The sequence below is a fragment of the Candidatus Pelagisphaera phototrophica genome (assembly GCF_014529625.1).
Lineage (GTDB): Bacteria > Verrucomicrobiota > Verrucomicrobiia > Opitutales > Opitutaceae > Pelagisphaera > Pelagisphaera phototrophica.
Map to the genome: position 1 here is coordinate 2,930,303 of NZ_CP076039.1, position 25,210 is coordinate 2,955,512.

Annotated in this window: 21 protein-coding genes and 1 pseudogene; 9 read left to right on the forward strand and 13 right to left on the reverse strand. The window is 50.6% G+C overall.

Annotated features, from left to right (window positions below):
- Positions 1–18: 18 nt before the first annotated feature.
- Positions 19–312: pseudogene (locus tag GA004_RS18010) on the reverse strand (GMC oxidoreductase); the annotation flags it as partial.
- A 220-nt stretch (positions 313–532) separates the two neighbouring features.
- Here GA004_RS18010 and GA004_RS12645 point away from each other — a divergent pair.
- The 3 genes from GA004_RS12645 (at position 533) to GA004_RS12655 (ending at position 4,240) form a co-directional block, all read left to right on the forward strand.
- Entirely contained in the window at positions 533–1,348 is an 816-nt protein-coding gene (locus GA004_RS12645) for an AraC family transcriptional regulator (protein ID WP_283394232.1), read from the forward strand.
- 310 nt (positions 1,349–1,658) lie between these two features.
- Positions 1,659–3,206 carry an MBOAT family O-acyltransferase gene (locus GA004_RS12650; protein ID WP_283394233.1) on the forward strand — a complete coding sequence of 516 codons (1,548 nt, stop codon included), beginning with the start codon at positions 1,659–1,661 and terminating at the stop codon, positions 3,204–3,206.
- Positions 3,207–3,208: 2 nt separating this feature from the next.
- Positions 3,209–4,240 (forward strand): hypothetical protein, encoded by a 1,032-nt coding sequence (locus GA004_RS12655; protein WP_283394234.1) that lies wholly within the window; start codon positions 3,209–3,211, stop codon positions 4,238–4,240.
- A gap of 202 nt (positions 4,241–4,442) precedes the next feature.
- Here the strand turns inward: GA004_RS12655 and GA004_RS12660 are convergent, their stop codons facing one another.
- Entirely contained in the window at positions 4,443–5,864 is a 1,422-nt protein-coding gene (locus tag GA004_RS12660; RefSeq protein ID WP_283394235.1) for a Gfo/Idh/MocA family protein, read from the reverse strand.
- Positions 5,865–6,176: 312 nt separating this feature from the next.
- Between GA004_RS12660 and GA004_RS12665 the strand changes: the two genes are divergently transcribed.
- Complete coding sequence (locus tag GA004_RS12665; RefSeq protein ID WP_283394236.1) at positions 6,177–7,700, forward strand: sulfatase-like hydrolase/transferase; 1,524 nt, start codon at positions 6,177–6,179, stop codon at positions 7,698–7,700.
- A 127-nt stretch (positions 7,701–7,827) separates the two neighbouring features.
- On the opposite strand, the gene GA004_RS12670 is transcribed toward GA004_RS12665, so the two are convergent.
- Positions 7,828–8,718 (reverse strand): alpha/beta hydrolase, encoded by an 891-nt coding sequence (locus GA004_RS12670; RefSeq protein ID WP_283394237.1) that lies wholly within the window; start codon positions 8,716–8,718, stop codon positions 7,828–7,830.
- A gap of 509 nt (positions 8,719–9,227) precedes the next feature.
- Here GA004_RS12670 and GA004_RS12675 point away from each other — a divergent pair.
- Positions 9,228–10,067, forward strand: a complete 840-nt coding sequence (locus GA004_RS12675; protein WP_283394238.1) for a hypothetical protein — start codon at positions 9,228–9,230, stop codon at positions 10,065–10,067.
- 425 nt (positions 10,068–10,492) lie between these two features.
- Here GA004_RS12675 and GA004_RS12680 read toward each other — a convergent pair whose 3' ends face one another.
- Together GA004_RS12680 and GA004_RS12685 are read right to left on the reverse strand one after the other, a co-directional pair.
- Positions 10,493–10,711, reverse strand: a complete 219-nt coding sequence (locus GA004_RS12680; RefSeq protein WP_283394239.1) for a hypothetical protein — start codon at positions 10,709–10,711, stop codon at positions 10,493–10,495.
- A gap of 51 nt (positions 10,712–10,762) precedes the next feature.
- Positions 10,763–11,209, reverse strand: coding sequence for a hypothetical protein (locus GA004_RS12685; RefSeq protein ID WP_283394240.1), 447 nt, complete (start codon positions 11,207–11,209; stop codon positions 10,763–10,765).
- A 28-nt stretch (positions 11,210–11,237) separates the two neighbouring features.
- On the opposite strand from GA004_RS12685, the gene GA004_RS12690 reads away from it, so the two are divergent.
- On the forward strand, positions 11,238–12,827 hold the full coding sequence (locus GA004_RS12690; protein ID WP_283394241.1) for an AbgT family transporter: 1,590 nt from the start codon (positions 11,238–11,240) through the stop codon (positions 12,825–12,827).
- Positions 12,828–13,011: 184 nt separating this feature from the next.
- Here the strand turns inward: GA004_RS12690 and GA004_RS12695 are convergent, their stop codons facing one another.
- The 7 genes from GA004_RS12695 to GA004_RS12725 form a co-directional block, all read right to left on the reverse strand.
- Complete coding sequence (locus tag GA004_RS12695; protein ID WP_283394242.1) at positions 13,012–14,406, reverse strand: sulfatase; 1,395 nt, start codon at positions 14,404–14,406, stop codon at positions 13,012–13,014.
- Between the two features lie 41 nt (positions 14,407–14,447).
- Positions 14,448–15,281: an alpha/beta hydrolase gene (locus GA004_RS12700; protein WP_283394243.1), complete on the reverse strand. Its 834-nt coding sequence runs from the start codon at positions 15,279–15,281 to the stop codon at positions 14,448–14,450.
- Positions 15,282–15,316: 35 nt separating this feature from the next.
- A complete protein-coding gene (locus GA004_RS12705; RefSeq protein WP_283394244.1) occupies positions 15,317–16,075 on the reverse strand; it encodes a hypothetical protein in 759 nt (252 codons plus the stop codon).
- A 40-nt stretch (positions 16,076–16,115) separates the two neighbouring features.
- Positions 16,116–17,225, reverse strand: a complete 1,110-nt coding sequence (locus GA004_RS12710) for a serine hydrolase domain-containing protein (RefSeq protein ID WP_283394245.1) — start codon at positions 17,223–17,225, stop codon at positions 16,116–16,118.
- Between the two features lie 99 nt (positions 17,226–17,324).
- A complete protein-coding gene (locus GA004_RS12715; protein ID WP_283394246.1) occupies positions 17,325–18,065 on the reverse strand; it encodes a 3-keto-disaccharide hydrolase in 741 nt (246 codons plus the stop codon).
- A 628-nt stretch (positions 18,066–18,693) separates the two neighbouring features.
- Positions 18,694–20,208, reverse strand: a complete 1,515-nt coding sequence (locus tag GA004_RS12720) for a sulfatase (protein ID WP_283394247.1) — start codon at positions 20,206–20,208, stop codon at positions 18,694–18,696.
- 64 nt (positions 20,209–20,272) lie between these two features.
- Complete coding sequence (locus GA004_RS12725; protein ID WP_283394248.1) at positions 20,273–21,505, reverse strand: hypothetical protein; 1,233 nt, start codon at positions 21,503–21,505, stop codon at positions 20,273–20,275.
- Between the two features lie 794 nt (positions 21,506–22,299).
- Between GA004_RS12725 and GA004_RS12730 the strand changes: the two genes are divergently transcribed.
- Positions 22,300–23,037, forward strand: a complete 738-nt coding sequence (locus GA004_RS12730; RefSeq protein ID WP_283394249.1) for a DUF429 domain-containing protein — start codon at positions 22,300–22,302, stop codon at positions 23,035–23,037.
- 159 nt (positions 23,038–23,196) lie between these two features.
- Positions 23,197–23,556: a hypothetical protein gene (locus GA004_RS12735; RefSeq protein WP_283394250.1), complete on the forward strand. Its 360-nt coding sequence runs from the start codon at positions 23,197–23,199 to the stop codon at positions 23,554–23,556.
- Here GA004_RS12735 and GA004_RS18245 read toward each other — a convergent pair.
- On the reverse strand, positions 23,553–23,606 hold the full coding sequence (locus GA004_RS18245; RefSeq protein WP_425492935.1) for a twin-arginine translocation signal domain-containing protein: 54 nt from the start codon (positions 23,604–23,606) through the stop codon (positions 23,553–23,555). The two genes, GA004_RS12735 and GA004_RS18245, sit on opposite strands and share 4 nt — an antisense overlap.
- Before the next feature lie 194 nt (positions 23,607–23,800).
- On the opposite strand from GA004_RS18245, the gene GA004_RS12740 reads away from it, so the two are divergent.
- Positions 23,801–25,000 (forward strand): GAF domain-containing sensor histidine kinase, encoded by a 1,200-nt coding sequence (locus tag GA004_RS12740; RefSeq protein ID WP_283394251.1) that lies wholly within the window; start codon positions 23,801–23,803, stop codon positions 24,998–25,000.
- Positions 25,001–25,210 lie beyond the last annotated feature (210 nt).

Sequence of the window (25,210 nt, forward strand, 5' to 3'; positions counted from 1 at the left end):
GGAATCTTTCGCTAAGAACTAGACGTTTCCTTTTCGCATTTCTTCGACGGCGTAATTGGCCGCGCGGGCGGTGATCGCCATGTAGGTCAGGGAGGGATTTTGCGTGGACGTGGAGGTCATACAGGCTCCGTCTGTAACAAGTACATTCTTACAGGCGTGCAGTTGGTTCCATTTATTCAGAAGAGAAGTTTTAGGGTCTTTGCCCATCCGCACTCCACCCATTTCATGGATATCGATTCCGGGGGCCTGGCGCTTCTGGGTGGTTTTGATATTTGTGAAACCGGCGGCGGCCAACATTTCGGAGAGCTGGTCCCAGCGCTGGTCGTCGGTGATAACGAACACGATGTTAGGCCTGTCCTTCATGTCTCGTCGCAGCTCTTGAGCAGAGTCGGACGTGTGCCAAACGGGTCGTGATTCCGCCGCTTCGAGGAAGCAAGCAAGACCATTAAAGAATATGAGGGCTATAAGAAGGTAACGCATCGATATATGCCTTGATTGTATCATACATCTCAGAGAGCGTGCGACAGTATCTATGCTAAATACGACAATCATTAGGCCCAAGACCCTGCATCGCAACCGCTCGAAAAGAACCCTACGCAAACTCGCTTCCGAACGAGATGCATGGCTGGCCCAAATTCCTTCCTGGGGACTGTTTCATCGGATTTTTGACGAGATCCCTGGTTATTATTTCTTCGCCAAGGATCGCAAGGGACGTACCATGATAACCAGTCGATCCGTCCTGGACCGCTACCAGATGGAGAATGAGGATGAGATGCTCGGCTTTACGGATTACGACATAAATCCGCGATCCATGGCCGAGCGATATGTTGAAGACGACAAACTTCTCCTCAATGGCGAAGTCGATCGGATCGAGCATTTGGAGCTCTGGTTTGACAAACAAGGCATGCCCGATTGGTACATCGTAACCAAACTTCCTATTATAAATCGAAGGCGACGCCCCATCGGCGTGATGGGCGTTCTCCGCCGGGCTGCGGAACAAGAGCGGAAATTGCCCGTTCTGGAAAGCGTCGCCCAGGCAGTCATGATTATCCGCAAGAAATTTCCTGGAAACATTTCCATGCTGGACCTGGCCGATGCTTGCGGCCAATCGCTTCGCAGCTTGCAGCGCCGGTTCAACGAAGCGTTTGGCATTAGCCCACAAGAATTCCTCATAAAAACTCGGGTTTCCGAAGCAATGAAACTCCTTCAAGAGACCAACTTGACAGCCGCTCAAATAGCAAGCCGTTGCGGATTTGTGGATGCGTGCAGTTTGTCCGATCACTTTAAGAAACGGAGCGGATTAACTCCAACCGAGTATCGTTCGAGCCATCGACAACCCACTCGCTAAAGGTGCGGAAGTTATTGAACCTGCATACGCCAGAAAACAGTCGAACGGGTATCCCTACTTGATACCGCTTCGTCAACCTATCAATCTCCCCAAACTCAATTCGGAATAATCGTACTGAACTCTTCCGGAGCATTGCGGTATGCCATGGAGCTCTAGGACCAAAAAAACGGGCTGCGGCAACCATCTATTCGCAATCATCCCACCTTGGAGTATTTCGATGCCCGATACCTCTTTTTCCTAGCAGGAACCTTGCCTTGACCAGACTGATCATTCCCTATTCAAAAGGCTGCCACGAATCAGCCCCTCCTCGATGCTATTCTTCAGCCCACTATTTCTGTTCGTATTCCTCCCGATCGCCTGGATTGTCTTCATGGCAATCGGCTCGCGAGTCCCTGCATGGGTATCGATTTGCTGGCTGCTTGTTTGCTCGTGGGTATTCTACGCTTGGGCCTATCCCGTCCACCTGCTCTTGCTCATGGGTTCAGTCGCCGCCAACTACTTATGTTCCGTAGCAATCGAACGAACCTCTCAATCTCATGTGGCCAAACGATACCTGGTTGCCGGCATCGCGGCCAACCTTCTGATATTGGGAGGCTTCAAATATTCCGGCTTTGCGACCGAATCGGTAGCCACTCTTTTCGGACTCTCGCTCACCCCACCCTCGTTTCTCCTTCCACTCGCGATCTCGTTTTTCACCTTCCAGCAGATTTCCTATCTCGTCATTACCTATCGCGAAAAACGCCTTATCGCTAAACCCCATGAGTATGCACTCTACGTTTCCTTTTTCCCTCAGCTAATCGCCGGGCCAATCGTCCAGCCGGACGAAATGATTCCGCAATTGCAGACCAAGCGATTTGGGCGACCTTCACTGGACGATATCGGGCTCGGAATCAGTCTATTCACTATCGGGCTCGGGAAGAAGATTCTGCTGGCTGACAATCTAGCTCCCATCGCCGATTCCGCATTCGCGCTGAGCGCTCAAGGAGAAAGCCTATCCGCGTTCAGCGCATGGTTGGGACTTCTCGCATTTTCTCTGCAAATCTATTTCGATTTTTCCGCCTACTCAGAAATGGCTCTAGGACTGGGTCGCTTTTTTGGAATTCGGCTTCCCGAAAATTTTGCTTCCCCCTATCGAGCCATCAATATCATTGATTTCTGGAGACGATGGCACGTTACCCTTTCCACTTTTTTCAAAAAATTCCTCTACATACCCCTCGGCGGCAGTCGCAGCGGGTTTTTCCGAAAGTACTCTAACTTGATTCTAACGATGACCATTGCCGGGCTCTGGCACGGCGCGAACTACACGTTCCTGCTTTGGGGTCTCGCCCATGGCACGCTTCTAGCAATTAACCACCTCTGGAAAAACAGCCCGATCAAGCTCCCGACCAAACTCTCGTGGGCACTGACTTTTTTGAGCGTGACACTATGCTGGACGCTCTTCCGATCAGACAGTTTAAACGAATCAGTCCGTTATTTTCAAGCGCTCTTCGGTGAGTTCGGATGGATTACCGCAGATGGCCTTCCTCTGAGCGAGTTTCTCAAAACGCTCGAACCAGTGGATTCCTGGAAAACCGTTCATTACGCGATTCACTTCCTCGAATGGTATCCGGGACTCATCAATGGGGTTCATGCCGGCCATTTCATTTTTTCTGAAATCATGTTATCGTCTCTTCAAGTTCTCGTAGCACTCACCTTGGTTCTGTGCTTCCCCCGACCCCTTTCCTGGCTCACCCATCCGCTCAACGAGGCCCCCGTATTCAAGAAACGGGCTGCGTTTCTGACGGCCATCATCATTGTGATAGTTATTATTCAAAGCGGTACTTTTCAGACGACCCCCTTTATCTACTTTCGATTCTGAACATGAACGCTAAGGAATTCATAGTCTGGTTTCTCCTCTCGCTATTGGCAGCATTTGCCATCGCAGTGATTCTCTTCTGCGTTCATCTCGGCATGCCCTGGTGGCCCCATCATTTAAATCGCGAAGTTCGGATCGCAAAACACCACATCGCCGAATCCGTCGAGGGACCCACTATTTGGCTACAAGGAGGATCCAGCACTTGGTTCGGGTTCGATTCGCCCCTGTTGCAGGCGGAGACAGGATTTGACGTAGTAAATCTTGCCTTCAATATCAACATGCCGCTCGAGTTCTGCTTCGACGAAGTCCGGCTTTTCGCCAAACCAGGTGACGCGGTGATTCTGGGATTGGAAAACTCCATGTACTTTCGGAACAACTACTCCAGCTATGCGGCAGACGAGATAACGATCTGGGAACCCGAGTTCTTCTGGAGCCTGTCTCTTCGCCGAAAAGCCCAGTTCCTGAAAAGTCTGCCTTGGCGGAAAGTCCTGGCCGGAGACTTCGTACGTCTCGGCCAGTTGACGGGTGACTTCGAGAAGCACCTCAAACCACTCCCTCCAAAGAAAGTGATCGAAAACCTCGAGGATCAATGGGACGGTCGATACGCTGGCGAAATCCCTGCTTATTACAACTACCTGACCCTCAATCGTCATGGCGATTTCGTGCAAAGCAACCACACTCTTTGGCGCGGAACGCACGATTATTATCTAATGGACTTGCATCCTGTATCCGTAATGACCCGACATGACTTCAAAGAGTTCACAAAATGGGCCCGTGAAAACAATGTGCAAATCCTCATGTCCTGGCTCCCCATGGCCCGGAACCCAAAGCTAGATCTCGAGCACCCCAAAGTAAAAGCTAGCATCCATCGCATCACCAACTTCACATCCTCAATGGGACTAGAGTTCCTCGGCAAACCTGAGGATTTCGTCCAAGACATCGAGCTCTTCTACGACACCAGCCACCACACCACCGCCGAAGGTGCCACGGAACGGACAAAGCGACTTCTACCATTTCTCAAAGAAGTGTTAGACTAACATCCTTTGAAATATTCTCACACAAAAACAAAAGGCCGGAACCTGAGGTTCCGACCCGACAAAAGAGAGTCGTTGATTTGGTTATCCGTTTGCTCACTTTGATCCGCGACCGATTACGCGCCCTTTTCAGACTTCGCTGGCTCCGAATCAGACAATTAAGGTCATGCACTCTCGTGCGGCTACCGCTGATAGGATACTAAAATCAACCACGATAGTACTCACCCCAACCCTTGCGAGCCTTTGGCTTTATGTACTTATTAAGGGAGGGTTCATTCGTTATTTTCATTTTCTTCGAATCCCATTCGATATTCTTACCCGTGCGAATGGCCAACGCTCCGAGCAAAATTAACTCCGTCAATCCTTCGGCATAGTCAAAATGCGAGCCAGGTCTCGGCCCCTCCCCCTTTACGGCTCGTATCCACTCTTGAATATTCCCTCCTTTAATTCGCGGCAATGTTTGAGGTGGACGGTTTCGGCGAAACTCTTGCCAAACGTCTTCATCATAAAGACGCGGACTATTGGGACGCATACCCGGCGAAAAGAGCGTTTGCTTTTTTCCTACCATGAAAATGCCATCAGCATAGGTTTTCGCTTCTTCCTTACTCCCCGATTTGGCTAGTGAGACCGCTTGAGCCGCTTCAAAATCCTTCGCCATCTTCGGCACCGTCGGACCTTCAATCCACTTGACCTTTACGGGAGGCAACCCGTTGCGAGCTGGAAAATGATACGTTACAACGCTACCGCTAGGCGTGTAGATCAAATTTGGCTCACCAGCCAATTCTACCTCAATTTTCGTAGGATGACCGAGCTGAAGAGCGTAGTACGGAATGTCGATCGTGTGGCAGCCAATATCGCCCAATCCTCCACACCCATAATCCCACCAACCGCGCCAGTAGCCCGGATGCAAGTCTTCGCTAAAACCAGTCATAGGAGCTGGCCCAATCCATTTGTCCCAATCCATACCCTGCGGAATTGGTTGAGCGTCAGGCAATTTCTTTCTCTCGCCGGACCGGAAACCGTATCCTTCATTAGGCCGATTCGTCCACGCAATAACTTCTCGCACCTCCCCTAGCACATCCGCGTCGAACCATTCCTTGATATGACGCATTCCATCGAAAGCGCGCCCCTGATTTCCCATCTGAGTAACGAGCTTATTCTGCCGAGTCTTTTCGCAAAGCGTTCTTAGCTCATAGATATTGTGAACCAAAGGCTTCTGAACAAAGAGGTGCTTACCCAAATCTGCTGCTGCCATCGCCGCGACGAAATGCGTATTGTCCGGAGTCGCAATTCCGACCGCATCGATCTGATTGCCCATATTGTCGAACATTTCGCGGTAATCGCTAAACGTACGAGCATTTGGAAATTTCTCCTTGGTCTTCGCAATCTGAGCAGGATCGACATCGCAAAATGCTACAATATTTTCGTTGGCCATTTGCGTCAGATTTCCTCTGCCCTGACCTGGGCCGACTCCGATAAACGCAATATTAAGCTTGTTGTTCGCAGACTGTCCGGATTGCCCAATCGAAAATCGAGGCACAACAAAGGCACCTCCCGCAAGAAGCGACGAGGTTTTCAAAAACTGGCGGCGATTCGATGCCGATGCAGAAAAGGGTATTTTTTTCATAAGAACGATAATTAATCCTACCAATTAGAATCCATTTCCAAAGCCAATCTGTCAACCTATCCAGTTCCCGAAATCGTCTCAGCTATCAAAGAGATCGTTACTAAAACCCTATTTCAAATAGAGATCAACAAATCGATACCGAGAATCGAGCTTGCTAACAATCTCACTATCAAACTCAACTCCGAATCAAATCGGAACCATTGCAGCGAACGCACCGAGTATTAGGCGACTTGACCACTAGAGCCCAGAGAGACAATCATTTCCTATCAACAACTCCCGGAAAGCAGCCACCAACTCTTAATTGCTAACTAGATGAGGATTAGAACCATGCTGAAACTGGCGTTTCCTATCGCGCTTTTTATCTTGAGCGGGAACTTCCTGACAGCTGCGGAAAAACCGAATGTCATCATCGTCTTTGCCGACGATATGGGGATTGACTCAGTCCAGGCTTACAATCCCACTTTTCAGGCCCCGACGCCCCACCTCGACCAGTTGAGCCGTGACGCCGAATCATTTATGGATGCGCACACCCCGAGTTCAGTCTGTTCGCCGACTCGTTACGCGCTGCTCACCGGGCGCTACCCCTGGCGTGGCGTCCTCAAAAACGGAGTCCTTAGACCCTATGAGTCTTCAGCGATTGAGAAGGAAAGACTAACCCTGCCCAAGATACTGAAAGGTCTCGGTTACGACACGGCCTGCATCGGTAAGTGGCACCTAGGCTGGGAGTGGCCCTTTAAGAGTGACGAGCCGCAACTACGGCCGAAGTCAGACAGAGCCACACCGGAGGAGAGCCTGGTGGACTGGCAGAGAGCTATGCAGCCCGGAGGCATCGGCGGCGGCCCTCTGGGAGCTGGCTTCGACACCTATTTCGGCAGCGGCATGCCCAACTTCCCGCCTTACACCTGGCACGAAAACGACCATATTCTGGAAATCCCCACCATGTTTAAACCGTTTAGAATGCCTGAACGCAACAATGACTATACCGGCGCCGCCGGTCTGATGGTCCCCGATTGGAATTTTGAAAAAGACCTGCCTGTTATCACCCGGAAAAGCATTGCCTATATCAAGGAAAAAGCCGCTGAAGAGAGACCCTTCTTCCTGTATTTTTCTCTTACTTCGCCGCACTCTCCTATCGTACCGGATGCCGAATTTATCGGTAAAGGCCAGGTTCCCGACAGCGTCTATGCCGACTGGATTTACCAAACCGACTGGGTTCTCGGGCAAGTTGAACAGGCGATCAAAGACGCCGGCATCCGCGACAACACGATTCTCATTTTTTCTACCGATAACGGAACGGAAATTAGCTTTGCTAAAAAGAACTGGCCCGACTCGGCAGCTACATTCAACTACAGTGTACGCGGCAAAAAACGCGAGCTCTACGAAGGCGGGCACCGTGTTCCTTTCATGATTCGCTGGCCCGGTCTTACCAAGGCGGGCAAGCGCCGTTCGGAAGTTATTTGCGTGAGCGATATCATGGCGACTTTAGCCGATTACTTCTCTGTCGAATTTCCAGACAACAGCGCGGAAGATAGCGTCAGCTTCCTGCCGGCCCTACGTGGCGAGAGTTTTGAGAGAGCTCCGGTGGTGCACTGCAGCATTGAAGGGCAACTGGGGATTCGCAAAGGAGACTGGAAACTCATTCAGATGAAAAAAGGGTTTGAACTCTACAACCTAAAAGCCGATCCCAAAGAAACTGAAAACCTTTACAGCTCCCATCCGGAAATCGCCGAAGATATGCGCAATATCGTGGAGCGTTACATCAAAGAGGGGCGCAGCACTGCGGGTGCGGCCCAGCCCATTGAGGAAAACAAAATATTGAGTGTCTGGTTGAAATAAGAACAGGCTGTATGAGGCTACGGAAAGCCTGCAATTTTTTCTGTGTAAATGATCCGAACTAATGTTCTCTCTTCTTTTTGGGTAGACCCAACGATGGCTGATTACGGGTACGGCTTTCCGGTATCTTCTAAAGAAATCCTTTTTCTATTAGGTAAACATCCATCACGTGCAAGATAGTCGCATAGTGCTCTAGATCGAAAATGAACCAGCCATGCCGACCGCCTTCGAACGTGAATAGCTGGCAGTCGTTGCCCGCCGCCTTGGACAACTCCGCAAACCGGGCGGCGCCCGTATAGGGCGTGACCGTATCCCCGGTGCTATGACAGATCAGCATCGGTGGCAGATCACGCTTAACATGATGTAGTGGAGACAGCTCCCTCCAGCGTTTCCCGATCTTCCCTTGTCCGTATCCATCCGCCGAGGTGTCAACCACGGGATTCAGGGGAATCAGTAAATCCGGGATACACGATATGGAAAGATCATCCCTTGCGGCGTCGACCTCGGGGCCATTCTCGAAAACTGCCGTTGCCAGTGCGACATGACCACCCGCCGAACCGCCGGTTACCGCAATCCGATTCGGATCGATTCCCAACGTCGATGCCTGTGCCCGCAGCCATCTCATCGCCGAACGACCGTCCTTCACGCAATCGAATACCGTTACGCCCTCCTTCGCGTTCATGAGCCGATATTGCAGGCTAATTGCGAGCATCCCTTTCTTAGCGTAATGATCGGCGATCGTGTAGTACACCCGCGGCTCCCCTCCGGTCCATCCGCCTCCGTGAATGATAAGAATACACGGTCGCCTGTCTTTTGAAGCGTCGTGCTCCTCCGGTTCGAAAACATGCAATTCGAGAGCACGCCCCTTGCCCACTGATTTGTAGGCGATTTTTCGAGACGGTTCGAGCTTCGCCGCCAGCGGCTCAAGCACCCGCACGGGTGGTGCCTGTGGTTGCACGGAAACCTCAGGGCCGTTCGACACAGGTTGAGCGTTGATGGCGATGCGAGTGTCAGGATTCATATCTTGGTTGGGTTCGACTAAATGTCCTACCGGGAAGAAAGCCGGGAGCTAAGATGCCTTCTGCGGCTCAAACGAACCGAATGCAATGGGCACTAGTATCAGAGCAGCCAGTAACATAGTGAAAAACCGGGGAACGGTGCAGAAATGAATCGTCGAGTACAAGAAATTCATGGGTTCAAAAACGGGGTGAATAAACAAGAAAACGTGAAGTACTGTGACCCAGCATGCTCCTAAATGATTGGATCACCAAGAAAAATCATATCGCACTCTCATCCCTTCCAACCAAGGTTACTCATGAGACAACCCCTGCCAGCAGCGTTCTTTTGATCAGCGATGTGGATGAGATGGGACATCGGGTGTCGAGAATAATGAGATTCAAGGTCTGGCCCGGTTGCCCGGCTCGTCAATGTATCGAGAAGTAAACATTGACCCTCATTTGAGCCCCTCCCATGCATCTTCAGACAAATCACTGTACGGAATAAATTTATTAGACAAAAAGGTCTCAGGGTATGCTTTCACTTTTCATTTCAGCACTGATCGCTAGCGCAATCGCAACCGCCTTGATCGCTTCGCAAGTTAGCACCGGGATGACGGTCTTCCTAAGCCTTGCCGGATTCGCTGGCTCGTTTTTCTTGGTCGGATGCCTGGTTCGGAAAAAATTGTCCAAGGCCCAAGGCGCGCTTCAGGAACACATGCAAACGGCTCAGAGGCGCATGCAGCGGAAGGTGCAGCAATTCCAGAACAAGCCTGGCGGCAACGTTAAGCAAATACAACGCCAACTCGAGATGGATCAAAAGGCCATGTTAAAGGAAGCACTGGAGCTCACCAAGGGGCTCGAGCCTTTCCAGAAGTGGTCCGTGCTCATGGGCCGCCAGATTGCAACCATGCGCATGCAGTTTCACTACCAGCTCAAAGATTTCGAGCAGGCGGACGAGATCCTCGCCACCTGCGGTTTCCTGAGGGGCCCGATGATGATGGATCCCATGGCGGCGGCCATGAGGATAGCCCGGTGTTATCAAAACGATGATTTGGAGGGCGCGAAAAAAGTCTACAGGCGCCGGATTAGATGGTCTCGGGGCGATAGCGGCACTTTGCTGTACGGCTTGATGTCGTGGATCTACGTTAAGGTTGGCGAGCCTGATGAAGCCCGTCGGGTATTGTTGAAGGCTAAAAAGGCCACTGGTGACGCAACCATCATCAGAAACTGGGAGCACCTAGCCAACCAACGTGTAAAGAGTTTCTCCAATGCAGGATTGGGGGATGCGTGGTACAGCCTCTATTTGGAGACTCCTCCTATGCCTAAGCAGCAGCGAGTGCGTGGCAATGGACGCAATCCGCGTGGATTCTAGGGCGCTTCATCCGAGCGTGCGGCAGGGCAAGAATCGATTAATGGCGCTCCTACAAGAAATCGGAGGACTGTAATACCACTTGCAAAAAAGATTGGGCATGGGCACCGAGTATTCGGTAAGCCGATACGTCAGCCAGATTCAAAATAGGGACAGGGTAGGTGCAAGAAAGCTTTTAGAAAGGCTAACCGCAAACACGTTTGAAAGCGGGTGGCCAGTGGCCGTTTGACGATACCCCTCTAGATAACTAGAGTATCAAATACTCCTGGGTCGAGGCGTTTCCCCGAGCCCATCAAGACGGAATCGGATTCAGTTCGGCAAACCGTGGATTAAAGATCCAGGCTGACGAACCCATTATCATCCTGCAGGACACTGAAGGAGCAAAACACATGAAATAATGTCGATTCATTAATAGCTTTCTTATCTGTTTATTTTCCTTTGGCCTTCTGTCTCGCGAGATTCCTCGTTTCCCTTTTTTTCTGCTTTTCCGTTAATGCCATCGGTTCCACCCTTTCCGGCTTCTCCGTTTTCTCAACTTTCTCTACCTGTTCCGCTTGCGCCTTTTTTGCCCGTTTTAGATCTTTGGGGTCTACCGTTGAAAAGGCATCATTCAACGCCTTCATATCGGCCTTAAGTTGGGTATGCATCGCTTCTAACATTGGACTGTATTCGGGATTATCGGCGAGGTTATCCAACTCTCAAGGATCCTCCTGGATATTATAAAGTTCAAACTCAGGATGCTTCACAACATGGTCGATTTTCGCTTGTGCCGCAGGATCCGTTTTGGCTTTTCCCAGCCGTTCTCTCCAGGCTTTGGCAAAGAACTTATTGATCTTGGGCTCCATCAAAACATCGAGGTAGTAATCCATTTCCCGTTCCGGATTCCAGCCAAGTTTGAATTCTTTATTGCGAATTGCTCTTTGTGTATAACCGCCGGCCTGATGAATCCGAAAAGCCCGTTCGCGGTCATGAGAGGTTTCTCCTTTTAACACGGAAAACAAACTCTTGCCGTCCGTCGCAGGAACCTCTCCTCCGGCAATGTCGACTAAAGTCGAAGAGATGTCGCAGAGCCTGAGCCAAGTCGAAGGGTCAACCGCTAGAGGAATTTGTAGCAGGAGGATTGACACATCTAGGGGTACAAGCACCTGATACTTTAGAACGAAGACTCAAGCTATGACGAATGCCCCAACGCCGCAACCCCTTAAGCGCCGTAACCCTTTTACCCGTTTTCTCGATACCGTTGAATGGTTGGGCAATTTTCTTCCGCATCCGGTGACCTTGTTTGCCATTCTGGCCGTCGGCATCGTCCTCCTCTCGGGGATTTTCGGCTGGATGGGACTTGCAGTCGAGGATCCTAGACCTGCCGGTACGCGCGGCGTGGCAGAAGACGGGATGATCCGCCCGGTGAGTCTGTTGAATGCCGATGGCATACGCATGATCTTCACCAATCTCGTGACGAACTTCACGAGCTTCGCACCGTTGGGCGTTGTACTGGTCGCGATGCTGGGCGTCGGTGTCGCAGAGCGCTCTGGGCTTTTGTCTGCAGCGGTCCGCTGCATGGTCTTGTCGGCGCCTCGCCACATCGTGACCGTTGCCATCGTTTTTGCAGGCATCGTTTCGAACACGGCTTCAGAAGTCGGCTATGTGGTTCTGATCCCCCTAGCGGGCGCCATTTTCTATGCGCTCGATCGGCATCCTTTGGCAGGGATGGCCGCCGCCTTCGCGGGGGTCTCTGGCGGCTATAGCGCCAATGTCCTGATTGGGACGATCGATCCGCTTTTGGCAGGTATCACGCAGGAAGCGGCTCGCTTGATCGATCCGGATTATGTCGTAGTGGCAACCGCCAATTGGTATTTCATGGTCGCATCGACTTTCTTGATAATGGTTGTGGGCTCGCTAGTGAGCATTTTCATCGTAGAGCCCAAACTGGGCAAATACGATTCCTCCCGGGCCGAACCGACCATTCTCGATAAGCGAATGATGGAGCGGCTCTCCGACGATGAGAAGAAGGGGCTCTTCTGGGCCTTGATCGCGCTCACAGGAGTGCTGGGTCTGATGGCACTGACCTTGGTTCCGGAATGGGGTGTCTTTCGCAATCCGGAGACCGGAGACCGGATAAATTCGCCGTTCTTCCGCGGTTTCGTTGTGTGGATCCTCATCTTCTTCATCGCGACGGGCTATGCCTATGGCCGAGCGGTCGGCACCATGCGGACGGATCGGGATGTCATAGATTCCATGGCCAAGGCCCTAGCATCCTTGGGCCTTTATATCGTACTAGTATTTTTCGCCGCGCAGTTCGTCGCCTTCTTCGGCTGGACCAAACTCGGAGCAATTGGCGCGGTTACTGGCGCGGAGTTCCTTAAAGATACCGGCATGACGGGCCCGATGGTCTTCATCTTCTTTATCCTTATGTGCGCCGTCATCAACCTTTCATTGGGCTCCGCTTCCGCGCAGTGGGCGGTAACAGCGCCTATTTTCGTGCCAATGCTTATGCTCATTGGATATGCGCCAGAAGCCATCCAGGCAGCCTATCGTATTGGAGATTCCACCACAAACATCATCACGCCCATGATGAGCTACTTCGGCCTTATCCTCGCGTGGGCGACGCGGTACGACAAGAATCTGGGCGTGGGAACAATGATCGCGATCATGCTGCCCTATACCACCTTCTTCATCATCGTCTGGAGCAGCTTCTTTATCCTTTGGACCTTTACTCTGGGCTTGCCGGTGGGGCCAGGGTCGCCAACTTTCTACAAACCGTGAAAGGACACTCTCTCACAATCTATAAACTAAATCATACAAATTCAATATGTCAGGACAAGGATCAGGCGGAAACTTATTGTGACAGCGAAGAAGTTAGAGTTTTGCGTCTGAACCTTTTTTATGCTCAGGCTATATCTATCGGTTCTTGCAGGGTTCATCAGGATGAGTGGCGATCGATCTGGCATTAATCATCAAACTCAGGATTCGGAGTCATTCGTGGAGCCTCAGTCTCATCGAGCCAGAGATTGGCCAGTGCACTGAGTTCAGAAACTAATTCAGGGTTCTTGGAGCTGAGGTCGATTGTCTCTGCGATGTCCGAGGGAAGATGAAACAGTTGAGGCGATCCGTCCTCAAGACTCTCGATCAGTTTCCAGCCTTCCTTGCGAATTATAACGCTCGGTTCGTGAAACGCACTGTAACCTGGAAGATACCAGTAAATCGGGCGTTCCAGATTTGTTTCCTGGTCGCGGAATAATGGTAGAAGATTCATGCCATCCAGTTCCTGCGGAGGTCGGTCGGTACCGGTAGCCGCTATTATCGTGGGGTATAGATCCACCTGGTGAACAGGACCGTCTACGACCCTGCCGCGCGACATCCGGCCTGGCCAGCTTACTATCCAGGGAACACGATACCCACCTTCATACACACTACCCTTACGTCCCCGTAGCGGAAAATTGCTCGTATTTACATCCCTGATACCATCTTCTTCATAAGCCAGACCGCCATTATCGGAAGTGAAGATTACTAGAGTATTATCCTTGACCTTCGCGTCGTCGACCGCAGCGAGAATCTTACCGACCGAGTCGTCCAGTGACTTGATCATGGCTGCACCCATGGGACTCTTTTGATATTCGCCGGACGCCTTTTTGCCAAAATAGTCAAGCAAAGCCTGTTTGGCCTCCAACGGCTTGTGCACAAGGAAATCGGCATAATAGAGAAAAAACGGAGCATTCCCTTTTGCAGATTCTCGGATAAAGTTCGCAGCTTGATCGGAAAAGAAATCGCTTAAGTACTGCCCTTCGGTAGGCTCGGTCTCCGGGGTGGTTTTGAATCCGAAATGCTTCCCATGACTTTCAATGGCAACATCAAAGCCTCTTTTTCCCGGGTGATTCTTACCCATGCCAAGATGCCATTTTCCGAAGAATACCGTTCGATAGTTATTTTTCCTGAGGCATTCAGCCATCGTTTCCACCTGGTCTACGGGTGGGAGTTCAGTCTTCCCCCTCGGCTGAAGCATGCGGAACTTCTTTAGATTTCCATTATACTCTTTGTAACGTTCCTGGTAGGTGCCAGGTCCGACGTAAAGGATGCCGTGGGAGGGTGTGTATTGTCCGCTCATAATCGAGGCACGTGAGGGAGCACAGTTTGAGGCCGCTGAATAGGCCGCGGTGAACCGTACTCCTTCGGAAGCCAGCCGATCTATATTCGGTGTTTCATAGAATGTGCTACCATAGCAACCTAAACCAGACCAACCCAGGTCATCCGCCAGAATCAGCACAACATTTGGCCTTTCGCTAGCTGAAACACCCAAACCGCATAGAAAGGATGCGAAAAACAAAAATGCGAATGCTTGCTTCATGAATTTTTCGATTTTGGCCTCAGCAAAAATGGCCCTCTGGCCTAATTCTGTTCGATGATCGAATGTATCCACTCTGCCATGCTCGGATAACTTTCTCTGGTATCGATGTCTTCACTCGCGTTTTTTATCCACTTTCCGTTTAACCATACTTGGACAACAGAACCCGATTCTTTATCTTTACCGATCCACATTCCGGAATTTCCGGCGGCCACGTTTTTCTCCAGAAGCGTAACGGCGGCAAGCGCGCTATGACCTTTGTCTTCTGGATACAGGTGGCCCATTGAAATTGCAATCGGGATACCTACTTCTCTAAGGTTATCTACACTTAGATCAGCAAACTGTTTTTTGTAATACGCACTATGCCATGCGCCTATGACGCCCGGCGTCTTCCGGTCGAAGATGATGTGATTCATCATGATGCCGCCAGCAGAATTCCCGCTCAGGAATATTTTGTCAGGATCGATCTTATACTTTTCATGGTTTTCTATTATATAATCAACCGCGTCAATACCGTCTTGGATTGCTTTTTGAGGTCCTTGTTTTAAGGTGTAATTGATACTAATAAAGACGATCTCGTTTCCTGGTAGTTTCGGCATACTGCCGATCGCCTTCACCTTGTCCCCAGATCCGAATCCTCCTCCATGCGCATAGATCACGACAGGGTATAAGCCATCCCCGTCGGGCGCCCAGACATCGAACAAGTGATTGTCCCCAGTAAGTTCCGGATCAACATCAGTTCTAGGACCATAGGCTCCATTTGGAAAGGTCGGCCCAATACTCCATCCCCAGTCGATCTCATCGGCTGGAACGGCATAAGCGCCCGTCGACAAAACGGGGACTGCGATCAGCATGAAAATTAACGTTTTGATATTCATTTAGATTCTCCTCTTTTGTAGTTGTACTTCATTTTCTAATTCCCCGAAAACTTCACTACCGAACGCACGAATTTCGGGACGAATTGCATCACTTGACTATTCTTCGTTTCGCTAAGGCTATGCACGAGTTCAGCGCTATCTCCGAGGCCCAATTCTTTATATCTCTCCACCACCCTCAGTCCATGGGCGGGATCGTGAATATCCCCTACCACTCCCGGTTCTTTGCGGTAGGCAAGAAAGATGGGTGGTGCCTTTTTTGTTATCGGCTCTAACAAACGTTCATTGAAAGATTCCCCTGGAAGAGCCTGTCCCATATAAATCCCTACAATACTTGGGTCCAGACTGTGGGCGAGTTCCCAGCTCACAAAGCTCCCCCGCGATTGCCCTCCAATAAAGATCTTTTCAGCATCGATATTATAGGTCGCTGCATTCTCTTTCACCCATGCGAACATAACCTTCGCATCCGCCGCGCAGGTTTGAAAATCGGCCATGCCTTTAACCTTCGCAATGGATTCCCAGCTAACGATCGCAATTCCTGCCGCTACCGTCGAATCCGCCCAGTTACTTTGAACATCATCAGCTGTCGATCCATTATGATGGGCGTATAAAAACACAGGGGTCGGCTCATTGCCGGACGGCAAATAGAGATTCAGCCATTGCCTGTCCTCCGCACCGTAGGAGACTTTCGCGTGCGTCGGCGTTTTTACTTGCCCGAAAAGGCCAACGGACAGAAGCAACACCGCGCATGCAAACGCGAACACGAATTTTGCAGGTTTATATTTAAAGCGTTTCATAGGATATATAGTAGTTGTTATCAGGATGCTAATAGTTAAATTAAGGCCGGTCCTTCGATGAGAGTGCCTGAGGAAACCCGACCTTAGCGGCTCCCGAGATGAGGGGTCGAGCACTTGGACTGCCAGCTTGGGTAAAGACGATAAGAATACGGCCGGTTTTGAGGTCGGCGCTGGCTGAAGTTCCAGTTGCTCCCCCGTGTCCGACGACCCCGCCCCCGCGAAGGTTGAAGCCCAGACCGTAGTTCTTGGTTGCGGGTTGTTTCCGGTAGAGTTTGGCCAATACGGACGCAGGCACGATTTGCCGGCTGCCGACAAGGCCTTTATCGGCGTGAAACTGGAGAAAACGCTGGAGATCATTAGGGGTGGATATCAATGAGCCCGCTGTGTTGACAAACGGTCCTCTTTCAGCCCGATAGCGTTCGATTTGAGCAGCGACTTCCTCGTCGCTTCGTCCCTCGGCACGAGAGGCGAAAAGCGGAAGGCGACGAACGAGCGATACTCCGAGAGTGAAGGTCGTTTCATTCATGCCCAGAGGAGAGAGAAGCTTTTCGCGCATCACCTCGGCGATCGGGCGACCTGTGACGACTTCTATCAATCTGGAAACGGCAGCGTATCCTCTAAAGGTGTAGGCATATTGCGTGCCGGGACGAGCTGCCAACCCTTGAGTCGCCAAGTGGCGGGCTACTTCAGCTTGATCGCCACGTTTCACGGGAGAATTCTTTGGGAGTTTGCCCATCGTGCCGCCCGGAAACCCTGCGGTATGGGAGAGGCACTCCGCGATCGTTGGGGAACGAATGGATTGATCGCTGTTCTGTAGCTTGAGCTCAGCGTATTCCGGGAGGTACTTGGCGATCGGATCATCGAAAGAGAGATTTCCTTCACCAACGAGAACGGCAACCAGTGTAGCGGTGACGGATTTGCTGATCGAGGCTATCGCGACGACCGTTTGCTCGTCCCAGGGGATTTTCGAATCCTCAGAGAACGTGCCGAAGTAACGATCGAAAATAATTTCGCCATCTTCGACAACCCGCACGGATCCGCCAGGAATTTTGAGATTGGAATCTGCCGACGCTATGAGCGTTTCAAGTTCTGGAAAGGATGGCTCCGCTGCGGCAGTCTGACTTGCTAAAGCGAAGCAGGTTAAGGCCAAGATGGGACAAGAAAGGGGCGAATTGATTTTGTTCTTAGTAATACTATTTGGGGCTCATAAAAGTTTGCTATTTAACAATGGTAGTATCGGAAGCCTTCGCTACTGCCTCAAACGGATATTCTTAAACTGCACGGTCATGTTCTTTCCCTTGTGCAGTTGCAACGCCAAGATGCCAGACTTGGCGGCCTTCGCCGCATCCATATCCGTCACATCCACTGCTTTATGGCCATTGATAAAATGCATTAGTCGGTTCCCTCTCGCGACGATGCGATAGTCATTCCAATCGCCCTGCTTAATCGCGGCCTGAATTTCATCCGAATCGCCCACACTGCCCGTCACTTTGATTTCAGGCTTCTTTTTGCCTTCCGGGATGGGATGCACTTCCGCCTTCTGACCGCGCAAGGCCAGGATGCCACGCCCCCTTTCTTCGTAGAGAATCCCTGAGTACTTGGTCCCCGCTTCGAAATCCGCTTGGTAGCCTCCTACAGAAAACGTGGCCTTATCCAATACCTTGGCCCGGTATTGAATGCCCGAGTTAGCCCAGCCATCGTCGTTATTTCCCACGATCTTGAATTTCAGGCGCAATACGAAATCCGCCACTTCTCCCCCCTGCCATACAATGAAGGTGTTTGGATCGACCACATTGTCGTCATCCGTCTTGCCAGTGATGGCACCATTCTGAACCGACCAGAACTGAGGTAACCCTTCCCAACCTGAGAGGTCCTTACCGTTGAAAATCTTCTTGAAGGTCTTCTCTTCCGCAGCCAAGGCTCCGAAAGCGAAAAGGATAGAAATCGCCGCGCATAGAGCAACTTTAGAGAATGAGTGGATAGGTTTCATGACTTGTTGGTTTGGTTTTTTTTGATCGGAGAAATAGGTGACCGGGATAATTGGAAAACGAACAACTCTGTCCTCGCTCGTTTTCCTTCCGGAATCAACCACCAAAAATGTAACCAAAAGGTTGAACTGTCGACAATGACATTCCCTCTTTCTGGAAGCGCTTCGCTTGTCACCGAAACAGGAGGCCGAAAACGAATGGTTAAAACGTGAAGCAGCCATTGGTTTCGCCCAATTAGAGGCAGGCGAAACACAGCGAGCCAGTAGCAAAGAGGAATTCGAAGCCTTCGCGCGAGGCGAGGAATGACTCTGGAATTCACGAAGGCGGCCATTTCGGGTCTTCGATCCATTCGCAGTTACACCCATCGGAATCGTTACGTCTTCCTCGTTGCCAGACGAAGCCGATTTACCCCAGGTTGCACTATCGCTCCAGTTGCCTGATTGCGTAGCTGTGGCCCTTTACGCCGATGAGGAAACGGTCCCCAAAGCGAAGGACTCAAGGACGAAAGAAGCCATCATATGGCCACAACTTATCGGTAAGTATCCTGTTGAAAAGGAACCTGCTTGTGATAGTAACCTATATGGTATTGCTCCGAGGAGTCATATGGTACGGTGATTAGGCTTTAGTTTTCTAATTCTTGCCTCTGGGTCTCACACCAATCGCGGCCGGGTCAAATTGCTTCGGATCGAAATTCGGGTTGGGCATCGGGATAACCGCTCCGGTTTCCTTCAAGTACTCTTCGATCATCCGATCCAGTCTTTCCGTGCGCTCCGGCATCTTCGCAGCCATATTATTTGACTCACTAATGTCCATTGAAAGGTCGTAGAGCTTATAATCGTGCTGTCCGTTTTCGCCTCCGTGGAAGACGCGCACCATTTTATAGTTGCCCGAGTGCACGGACATAGAAGGCGGCAACCATTCCGACACCGGAACAATACACGGGAAGTAAGTGAAGATCCCGTCGCGGTCCAGATTCTGGCCTTTCAGGGCGGGCCTGATATCAATGCCGTCCACTGGGTGGTTTCCCGGAAGAGCGATACCCTGCCCCTTGAGGATAGTTGTGTAAAAGTCCGAGGTTTGAATAATCTCGTCGCTCCGACTGCCGGGCGTGGTCAATCCTGGCCAGACGACAATGGTAGGCACGCGCACCCCGCCCTCACGCATCGAAGCCTTGCCGCCACGTAGCGGCGTGTTCGATGTGACCGGAATGCCTCCCCCTTCAGGCAGCCTAGTGTGAATATTTCCACCGTTGTCGGAAGTGAAAATGATCACCGTATTATCTGCGATGCCTTTGCGTTCAATCGCAGCCAGCAGCACTCCCACCGCGTCATCAAGCGAGTGTACCATGGCAGCATAGGTAGCGGAAATCTGCTCGTTACTTGGATCGATCGCTTCTTTGTATTTCTCGATCAGCTCCTCCTTGGCATTCCAGGGACCATGAACCGAGAACATCCAGTAGTTCATGAAAAAGGGCTTATCTTCTCCCGAAACCTTGTCCATCCACTTGACCGCCTCTTCGCTCATACGATCTTCGATGTGCTCCCCTGGATAGTTCTCCTTGATATGTCTGAAAGTCCAGGGAGCGACGTACGTCCTCCCAGGACCGGGACCGGTGTGATGCGGTATGTCGATGGCGAAGCCATGCTGCAAAGGACTGTAAGGCTCCGCTCCCAAATGCCACTTGCCAAAGTGGGCCGTGGCATATCCCGCCTGTTGCATCATTTTTCCGATGGTAGGCAAATTCGTATCCAGGCGCGTCGCACTCACTACAGGCAGCGCCTTTTCGGAGGGCTTAGCCCGTTTTGCCAACTCCGCCTTCAAAATGACATTTGTCGTGTGATGCCTCGGTTGCGTGCTGCCGTGACGGGCAGGTGTTTGCCCGGTTAGAAAACTGGCCCGCGTTGGCGAGCACAGCGGAGAATTTGAATACGCTCGGTTGAAAGTGCAACCAAGCTTGGCCAAACGTAGAATGTTCGGCGTTTTATACAGCTTTGTTTTGCCGTAAAGCTCCGTATCGCTCCAACCGAGGTCATCCGCCAGAATGAACACCACGTTCATTGGTTTTGCAGCACCCTCATTCGCAGCGCCTTTGCCTATGGCAATAAAACTGGAGATAACCAGAAGTGTTAGGAGGAAGTTTCTCATATAACTTCTTCTTTGGCTAAAATTTTAGGCGAGAGGTTTTTCGGAAAACTGGATACGCCTCCAGCTACTCCAGATCATCGCCGATGCCATTCCCGTTCTTGTCCGTAACGCCGGAAAAAGGATGCTCCGCGACCGCCTTCCAGGCGATTTCGCGGAAGACTCCATCAAGTTCGTCGCTTTGGAAACTTGAGGGCTTTTTAAACTTGATAGGCGTTGAAATGAGTTCAGGCGATTTACCGTAGAGCGTAGCATAGAAGACATACCCCTCTAGGCGAGCGAAGCCCGGGCCCAAGTGGCCGCGTTGGTCTGCCCAGATGGAATTTTCTTTTCCGCCAATCACTTTATACAAGCCTTGCACGCCGGGGAGTTCTCCCCGGTTGAACCGTTTGGCCGCTTCCGTCATGGCCGCCCGCGTTGCAAGGACATAGACCTCTTCGGAGGTTTCGCGGACCTCTTTGATAAGGTCCGCAAAGCCCTTGTCCGCGACCTCGTTTATCCGATCGAAGACCTCATCCGTAAAGAAGGATTCCGATTCCGGGTTTCCTTTGAGACCGAAGACCATCTGGGCCTGATTCAGCGTGGGCCAGCTATCGATGACAAAGTACTTCATGCCGGGATTGTACTTTTCGCAGAAATCGATCCAGCTCGTATAGAATTTTGGGCGGTCTGCGGTGTAGGGGCCCCAGATCATCGCCTCCCATTCCGCATTGGAAATAGCGGCCAGGAGCTTGGGCAGGGGCTTGCCGTCGAACTCAAATATGCCGTTTTCCTCCTCCCATTTGTAGCTAACGCTACCCGTACGCCCTCCCCCGTTGTGCAAGCTAAGCGGTTGCTCGAAACCAGCGGCGCGAGTGATGGCGGGCAAGGTTCTATAACCGGGCGCGGTAAAGCTATGGCCCGTCCCCACGATGCGCAGAATGCCGTCAGCAGGCTTATGAAAGGACATCGCATCGGCCGCTTCCGCATAAGTGCGCCCCGGTTTCCCGCTTTTATAAAGAGCCATTATCTCTTCAGGCGATTTTAAACTGACTGCGTGCGGCGGAAATTCATCCTCCTCCCATCCCGGATCGAATTTTGGGATCGCTCGCGCGGCGGCCGCTTGAGCCATTTGGGTAGCGGCCTGAAATTCTTTCGGGCTCAGTTTGCCATCGCCATTCGCATCCGCCTCTGGAAAGCGCTTGAGCATTTGGACCATTCGCGCCTCGGAGAGCTGTTGGGCTTGCACCGTTGCGAATGGTGCCGCTACTGCCAGCAGAGCGAGGATTACGAAAAGCGGGATGGGGTGTGGCTTGTTCATGCTTGTCGATTCTTTTGATTTAAGTTCGAGGTTATTGAGAAATTAGCCCTGCTGCATCTCCAACTAAAGCTACGTTTTTGTCAATACGCCTGCCAGGACGAATAACCAAAATGCTAGAAATTCAGTTCCAGTAATCAGCAAGCTAGGGCACGCATAAGGGGCCACATTATCGAGAATAGAATCCACATTCGAAATGTGCCTCTGGCGCAGCAAGGCTGAGAGACAGGAAGCCTGTTAATACAGACAGCGGGAAATCGATTAAGGATCTCGTTTTTACTGAACTCACATAACAAAGCGATCAAAGACATTGGACATCCTTCGCTTCACGCGCGGGTCCGCCCTCTTCGGGCTTGGCATGCTAGTGAGCCGGTAGCACGTGTCCAGAAGGCTACGAGAATTCTTGGGCCCACCAGATGCTGCCCCCGCTCGAGGGCTGGTATGGCCATCTTTGTCCCGAAAGGTGGCATTTCAGACTACACTCCTCAGCTAGTAGAATCCGACGTAATCCACAATATTTTAAGAAAGGCTGGATGCAGCGAAATATCGGTTTTTTCAGGGATTAGTTTGAAAGATCAATACTTAAATTTTGATATCCAGAAGGTCCTTGGAGATGCTTTTCCGAGGACCGGGAGAACGGGGATCCGCGTATTCAGATCCCTGTTTACCATTCATCTTCGGAATGCCTGTAGGTTTGCAATGTCCCTAATCACCCATGAACTTCTTAAAGAAGAAAGCTAAAACCAGTTGCTAAGTCTCTATACTCCATCTCTAAAATAAAAAATGATTCCCGAAAAATGAACACAGCAGTCGGCGTAGATGGTTGCAAAGCCGGTTGGTTCTATTTTCGGAGAGACCAGACGTCGATATCCTTTGGAGTCGCTTCAGACCTAGAAGAGCTAACCAGCGTCCTTCCAAAAAGTTCTAGAATTTTCATAGATATCCCAATCGGGCTGATCGACTCGGGCAGCGATGAACGAGCGTGTGACAAAGCCGCTCGTAAAGCGCTGGGTAGACCTCGGGGCTCTTCTGTCTTCCCTGCCCCAGCCTATCCAGTGCTTAAAGCTGCTGAATACAGGGACGCGAAGGAGCTGAGCGTAATCGCCATCGGAAAAAAGCTTAGCAAGCAGGCATTCAATATTATCAATAAAATTCGCGAAGTTAATACCTTCTTACTTTCTAGCCAAAATTCTGAATATACAATCCGTGAGATTCACCCCGAATTATGCTTCTGGGGCCTGAACAAACGGCAAGCGATGAAACATTCAAAAAAGTGCTCCGCCGGATTCGAAGAGCGGCTAAGCTTGCTGGAAAATCATCTACCAAACGGGCGCGACCTTACCAATCGATCACTCATAAAGTTCAAGAGATCCGAGGTAGCGAAGGACGATATTTTAGATGCCTTGGTCGGCATGGTTGTCGCCAGCACCTTCGACAATAAGTTGAAAACGTTGCCCGCTTCCCCTCAGTTGGACTCACGGGGCATACCCATGGAAATAGTCTACACAGAACAACCCAATGATTACGCGCTCTGAACTGCTATGTAATCTAGCTTTTCAGGAAGGTTGTTTACTTGTTATGAATTAAACAGAGTTTCTTCAACATGAGCGTTTGTCTCTTTTAATATTTTGCAAACGCTTTCCAATTCTTAACTCATCGCTTACAACCAATGCCCCAAACGGCTTTGGCTGGGGGTGTATAGACTTGAACTACGCTCCGATAGCGGTCCTGAAATAGCCTTTAAGATCGACCATGAGGTGGAAGAGCTTGCTCAGAGACTTTTTGATGAGAATGGGGATGACAACCTGATCGAACCTAAGGAAATAGGATGGCCTGAGGCCTATGCCCGAACCCAAGAGCTTTTGAAATCTAGCGAGACCCCGATTTTTGAAGCGACCATGCGAATCAAAGTCGCGCTCGCATTGGCGGATGCTATGCTCCCAGATCTCTCATCGGGTCCGCTTCAGTGGAAAATGAACGAGGAAAAATCCTCTACCACCTTTAAGGATTACAATCGTGACGATGTCGCGGTCCAGACGCGATCGGCGATCTAGGCAGTAGCTGCTGTGGAGGTTTTGACGAAATTGCGGCGGGTCACAAACATGGCTCAAAAGGTTATCAAGCCGTTGATGGGATAATCATCATTAAAAGGGCTTTTCAGAGCCGATCAAATTGGCACAACCTTGAAAAACTTAAACCCTTTTTGGATACACGCAATGAGCATGTTTTAAAAAGATAAAGTAGTAATGAGAATTAAATAAACCTTGTACGAATAATCGGGGTGAACATGTTTTTTTTATGGACGTTACGCCGATTCCAGATGACGAAAAGCTGAGACTAGAATCGCTATATCGGTATGGTATCCTCGATACTGAAACGGAGGAGATGTTCGATGATTTGACTCAATTGGCTTCGGCGATATGTTGTACACCAATATCATTGGTGTCTTTAATTGGTAAAGAAAGGCGATGGTTCAAGTCGAACCTTGGCCTTCCTTTAAAGGAAACTTCCAGGGAGGTCTCTTTTTGTTCTCACGCAATCCTAGAAAGCGGTGTATTTACTGTGAGGGATGCCTTGGAGGATCCGAGGTTTTCGGATAACCCTTTAGTCTTAGGCGATCCATTGATGCGATTCTACGCGGGGGCTCCGATTGTAACTGCTGATGGCTTTGCTATAGGAACGTTGTGCGTGATTGATCGTGAGCCTCGTGAATTGCGTCCGGACCAAGAGGAGGCGTTGAAGCACCTTGCTAAACAGATCGTGCGGAATTTGAATCTGCGTTTAAAATTGCAGAAGGCGAGAAATCAAAATGATGGCAATAATCTCTTAATTTCAGTTATTTCCCATGATTTGCGAGCCCCGCTATGCTCGATGGTTTCAATCCACGATATGCTGCAGCACGAAAGTCTTAGCAATTCACGACGGCGCGACGAACTGATCAAAACTCTCGAAGAGACTACTCAAAAGGCTTTAGCCCACGCAGACGAATTGCTCGAGCGTATGCAGCTGGGTTCGGAGTTGGAGCCTTTTGCAAGCCAGGAAGTCGATTTGGTAGATGTATTAAAGGATATCGAAACGCTGTTTAAAGCAAACTACGAGGGGAAAAATATCAGCTATAAGACTGTTCATTCAAACAGGACCTTTCGAGTTATCGCGGATACCAACTACCTTTATTCAATTCTCAGAAATCTCATATCGAATGCTTTGAAATTCACCAATCCTGGTGGAAGCGTTGCGGTGGAACTCTACGAGCTAAGAAAACGGTTAATCATTTCAGTGAAGGACAATGGACGAGGCATAAATCCATCTCACATTGAAACCATTCTTTCTGAGCAATATTCAGTATCGAACTTAGGAACCGAGGGTGAGAAGGGGACGGGTATGGGTTTGAGCCTAGCATCCCAACTATCAAGGCTAATGGGTTGGAAACTTTCGATCGATTCGAATTTAAATGACGGAACTAAAGCCTACCTTACAATTCCGAAAATCTGTGGTTAGACAGGAATGCCACTGCTGATCAGAGATCTGTGGCGAGATCGAGACTTCTGGTTGCCGGTCGATCTTGGGCCCCATTCTTTTCGATATATCACGCGAGCAAGTGGGCCGATGATGAGTGTTCTCTGGGTATGCGGCGTGGGTTGGCTTCTTCGTGAGTGGGTGTGGTAGTCGTCGAACCGGGACCCTTTTCCACCGAGCTTTTCGGGCAAA